Genomic DNA, 4,368 nt, shown 5'->3' with positions numbered 1-4,368 from the left:
GGTCTGGTTACGCATATAAGAGACACGCCCTAGCAACACCACTGCTCAAGATCAAACCGACACCACGGTTTCTGACAACAAGTCCCACTTGGGAATCATTTTCTTCGCGCTCATTCTCACTATGCTGATGAGCTCGCTGGGGCAGATGATTTTCGCCACTGCCCTGCCGACCATCGTCGGCGAGCTCGGCGGAGTTGACCACATGTCGTGGGTTATTTCTGCATTCCTGTTGGCACAGACTGTGGCAATGCCGATTGTCGGCAAGCTCGGTGACATGATTGGGCGCAAGGGCCTGTTCATGATGGGCATCGCGCTGTTCATGGTCGGTTCCGTCATGGGTGCAATCACCAACTCCATGAGCCTGCTCATCGCCGCCCGCGCTTTTCAGGGATTTGCTGGCGGTACATTGATGGTTTCCTCGCAGGCCATCCTGGCCGAGGTTATTCCCGCACGCCAGCGCGGTAAGTACATGGGCATCATGGGTGCTGTGTTCGGCCTGAGTTCCGTGCTGGGACCAGTGCTGGGAGGCTGGTTCACCGACGGCCCGGGCTGGCGCTGGGGCCTGTGGATCAACGTCCCGATGGGCGTGGTTGCACTATCGGCAGCTGCAGCCTTCCTGAAGCTGCCCCGACGCCAGAGTGAAGGAAACTTCGACTACATCGGCACGATGTTCTTGACTGCCGCTGCCTCGACGCTAATTCTCACCACCACGTGGGGCGGTACACAGTACGACTGGAACTCCGGGGTCATCATCTCGCTTATCGTTGCCTCCGTGGTTTCCTGGGTGCTGTTCTTCCTCACCGAGACTCGTGTTTCCAACCCACTGATTCCGACGCACTTGTTTAATAACCGGAACTTCGTGCTCACGACTGTGTCGGGTCTCATTCTGGGTATCGCGATGTTCGGCACTATGGCCTATATTCCGACCTACCTGCAGATGGTGCACTCAATGTCACCGACCGCTGCAGGCTTGATGATGACGCCGATGATGGTCGGCATGCTGCTCACCTCAATTGGCGTTGGCCAGATTATTTCGCGGACTGGTAAGTATCGCTTCTACCCCTTCGTCGGCCTGATGATTATGGCTGTCTCCCTCTACTTGCTGTCCACGCTGGAGACCACCACCCCGCTGTGGCAGGTTGGTGTGTACCTGTTCATCATGGGCTTCGGCCTGGGCACCGGCATGCAGGTTCTGGTTCTCATCGTGCAGAACTCCTTCCCGGTCGCCATGGTCGGTACCGCTACCGCTGCGAATAACTTCTTCCGCCAGATTGGTGGTGCGGTCGGTTCCTCCATTGTGGGTTCGATTTTCATCCACCGCATGAAGGACCTGGCAGGCGAACGCGTTCCGGCGGCTGTCGAACAAATCAAGGCTGCATCACCGGAGGCTGCAGCAGAGTTCGCAAAGCAGATGGGCCCGGAGGGCTTTTCCTCTAAGTCGATCGGTTCACTGACGCCGCATGTGCTGGATAGCATGCCGGCGCCAATCCATGAAGCGCTGATCTCCAGCTACAACGATGGTTTGACGCCGATCTTCTTGGTACTAATGCCAGTGATTATTCTGGCAGCAATCATTGTGTTCTTTGTTCGCGAGGATCCGTTGAAGGAAACCGTCGAGTAATTAATTCAAAGGGAGCCTCAGCTCCCGGCAGCTATGCCCCCACCTGGCCGTCGGCGCGGTCGAGCTTGTCCAGAATCGGACGGTTCGGCTCACCGGCGGCTTCTGCTTCTTCCTGGACGCGCTTCAGCGCGCGCTCTTCTGGTTTTTCCAGCAGCTTTTCCAAAATAATGACATCGCGCCACTGCCCCGCCATTGGGCCGTAGGTCATCTTTGCCATGTGGTGGTAAATCCCCACTTCACGGAAGCCGAGCTTTCGATGCAGCTTTAACGATCCCACATTCTCCGGGAAGACCCACGAGTGAATCGACCAGCAGTCGAGCTCCGTGGCATCGTCGATAAGCTTCTGCAGCAGCGTCGCCGCCAGCCCCATGCCCTGCCCGTCAGGATGGACGTAGATGGAGTCTTCGATGACGCCATTGAAAATCGGGCGCTTGGATACCGGCGCTGCCGATGCCCAAGCCAGAATCTTGTCCGGGTTTTCTGCGTCGACGGCGACGTAACACAGATCCACTCGTTTGAGTGCGATGAATTCGTCCCACTCGGGAGCGGAGTGCTCCCAGGACGCGTGCCCCGTATCCAGGCCAATCTCGTAGATCTCTTGGATCTGTGGATAGTCCTCTTCACGCATCATTCGAATCGTGAAATCGCGCTTCTTTTCAGCCATAACTACAAGTGTGGCTAATTTTTCCGCGCACGTCGAACGAAACGGCAAAAATATTGTAAAAAGATTACTTTCGCCTGCGCGGTCGCCTGCTTCCGCCGCTGCTTCGACGCCCGCTACGGCTACTACGCGCATGCTTTACGACGGCCCCAGCGCGCTGCCGGCGGGCTTGCTTAGCAAGCGTCTTTTCTCGGGCCGACAACTTCTTCGGCTGCTCGTCAGCCTTCTTGCGCCCCAACTGCGTGCGCGTCGAGTCCTCCCTGCGCCCCTGGACAATGCCGACGAACTCCTGCCGGAGCTCGTCGTCCTCTACTTTCGGCCATACCAACCAAATAGCTGTCCGAGACAGCGGTTCTGTGGCACCTTCCTCGGCCACCAAGTTCGATGAGGCCACCGCCTTCTTCGACAGCGCCTTCAAAATCGTGCGAGGTCCCACCACGACACCTGCACCAGTGGCCGCAACGGGCAGCATCTGTCGCAGCTCATCCGGATCCACGGAGGTCAACAGCACAGTTTCGTCCGCCAACAGCTCCTCCGGCACGGACTCTGTGAGGGAGAACACGTGCTCTTTCTCGAAGGCCACGCCCCAGGCTTCGTCGTAAAGCCGGATGCGATGGAGCGACTCGGGCAGCGAGCTTTCGGACTCTAACCGAACCAGCGCCATGTCAGCGGCGCCGCCGACCAGGTCGGACATCGGATCGTCGGCGGCGTGGGTGTGCAGTGTTGCCGGAATTCGATCCCTAAAGCGGCGAAACCACTTCTCGGGACTGGTGCCGGTGGCGAACACGATGCGCAGGACGGCGGGTTCAGGAGTCGACATACTCCGCAAGGTTACTCGAATGGGTGCTAGCGTTGAACCCATGAAACCCCTAACCGCAGCCAAAAAACTTGGCATTTTCCTCCCGGCCACACCCGAGGAATTTCGCACTGGTGAGATTTCGCACGCGCAGTTTGCCGAACTGCAATCCAATCCGCCGGAATGGCTCGCTGAGCTACGCCGCAACGGACCGCACCCGCGTCCAGAAGTTGCCCGCAAGCTGGGCATCACTATCACGGCGTTGAAGAAGAACGACATGGACAAGCCGCTGACAACGGCGGAGATTAAGGATTTGCTCGAGCAGATGCCGGAGTGGCTGGAGGCCGCTCGTGAGTCCATGGCGAAGCAGCGCATGGAAGCCGCTGAGGCAGAGGCCAAGAAGGACGACGGCCCTGGTCGGGCTGCCGCTGAAGCTGCTCGCAACGCCGAGAAATAGCCGACACAGCTGGCACAGCTGACACAGCCAACACCTTCAAGGAGGATCTCGTGGCCATCGACTACACCGCACATGCAATCAACCACAAGGACAACGGTACGGTTGTCCTGATTGGCTCGCTGGGCACCACACAGGAGATGTGGGAGCCCCAGGTAGCCGCTTTGAGCGAAAAGTACCAGGTCATCACGCCAGATGTCCGCGGCCATGGCGATTCCCCTATCCCCGAGGGTGAGTGGGACATGAGCCACTTGGCCGCCGACATCATCGAGGTCCTCGATGAGGAGGATGTTGACCGTGCACATTTTGTGGGACTATCTCTCGGCGGCGCTATCGCCCAGACCATCGCACTAGAACACGCCGATCGCGTGGTCAGTCTGACACTGTCGTCGACGGCGCCGAAATTCGGCACACCCGAGGCCTGGCAGGAAAAGGCCCAGCTCGTGCGTGACAAGGGCACAGGCGCGCTCGCGGACACTGTCGTCCGCAACTGGTTTACCGACGAGTGCTTCGACACTACCCCTGAGCTCCCCGCCCGCTTCCGCGACATGATCGCAGATTGCCCCGATGACGGCTACATCGGCGCCTGCGGAGCACTCTCTCGCTTCGACACCCGCGAGCGCCTCGCCGAGATCACCGCTCCGACGCTGGTCATCGCCGGTAAGCAGGACACCTCTACGTCTCTCGACGTCGTCACTTCGCTTCACGACGGCATCGCGGGCTCGACCATGGTCGTCATTTCGCCGGCCAAGCACCTGCTCAACCAGGAAACCCCGGAGTACTACAACTCGGCCCTGCTGGCGCAGGGTTAAGTGACAAAAAGTGTGTCTGATTTT

At 58.9% G+C, this 4,368-nt stretch carries 5 protein-coding genes; 3 read left to right on the top strand and 2 right to left on the bottom strand.

Translation table 11 applies throughout. The features are described 5' to 3' along the window. The first annotated feature begins 88 nt into the window (after positions 1-88). Positions 89-1,621 (top strand): MDR family MFS transporter, encoded by a 1,533-nt coding sequence (locus HMPREF2849_RS09000; RefSeq protein WP_070862895.1) that lies wholly within the window; start codon positions 89-91, stop codon positions 1,619-1,621. A gap of 31 nt (positions 1,622-1,652) precedes the next feature. On the opposite strand, the gene HMPREF2849_RS08995 is transcribed toward HMPREF2849_RS09000, so the two are convergent. Next, a complete protein-coding gene (locus HMPREF2849_RS08995; protein ID WP_016423177.1) occupies positions 1,653-2,285 on the bottom strand; it encodes a GNAT family N-acetyltransferase in 633 nt (210 codons plus the stop codon). A 64-nt stretch (positions 2,286-2,349) separates the two neighbouring features. Further along, positions 2,350-3,102 carry a type 2 periplasmic-binding domain-containing protein gene (locus tag HMPREF2849_RS08990; RefSeq protein ID WP_070862894.1) on the bottom strand — a complete coding sequence of 251 codons (753 nt, stop codon included), beginning with the start codon at positions 3,100-3,102 and terminating at the stop codon, positions 2,350-2,352. A 40-nt stretch (positions 3,103-3,142) separates the two neighbouring features. On the opposite strand from HMPREF2849_RS08990, the gene HMPREF2849_RS08985 reads away from it, so the two are divergent. Continuing rightward, complete coding sequence (locus HMPREF2849_RS08985; protein WP_070862896.1) at positions 3,143-3,535, top strand: DUF5997 family protein; 393 nt, start codon at positions 3,143-3,145, stop codon at positions 3,533-3,535. Between the two features lie 50 nt (positions 3,536-3,585). After that, complete coding sequence (locus HMPREF2849_RS08980; RefSeq protein WP_070862893.1) at positions 3,586-4,344, top strand: alpha/beta fold hydrolase; 759 nt, start codon at positions 3,586-3,588, stop codon at positions 4,342-4,344. Positions 4,345-4,368: the final 24 nt, after the last annotated feature.

This window comes from Corynebacterium sp. HMSC073B01 (assembly GCF_001838255.1).
Taxonomy (GTDB): Bacteria; Actinomycetota; Actinomycetes; order Mycobacteriales; family Mycobacteriaceae; genus Corynebacterium; species Corynebacterium jeikeium_D.
Note: the sequence above shows the minus strand (reverse complement) of the source record. Positions and strands in the feature narration are given on the sequence as shown.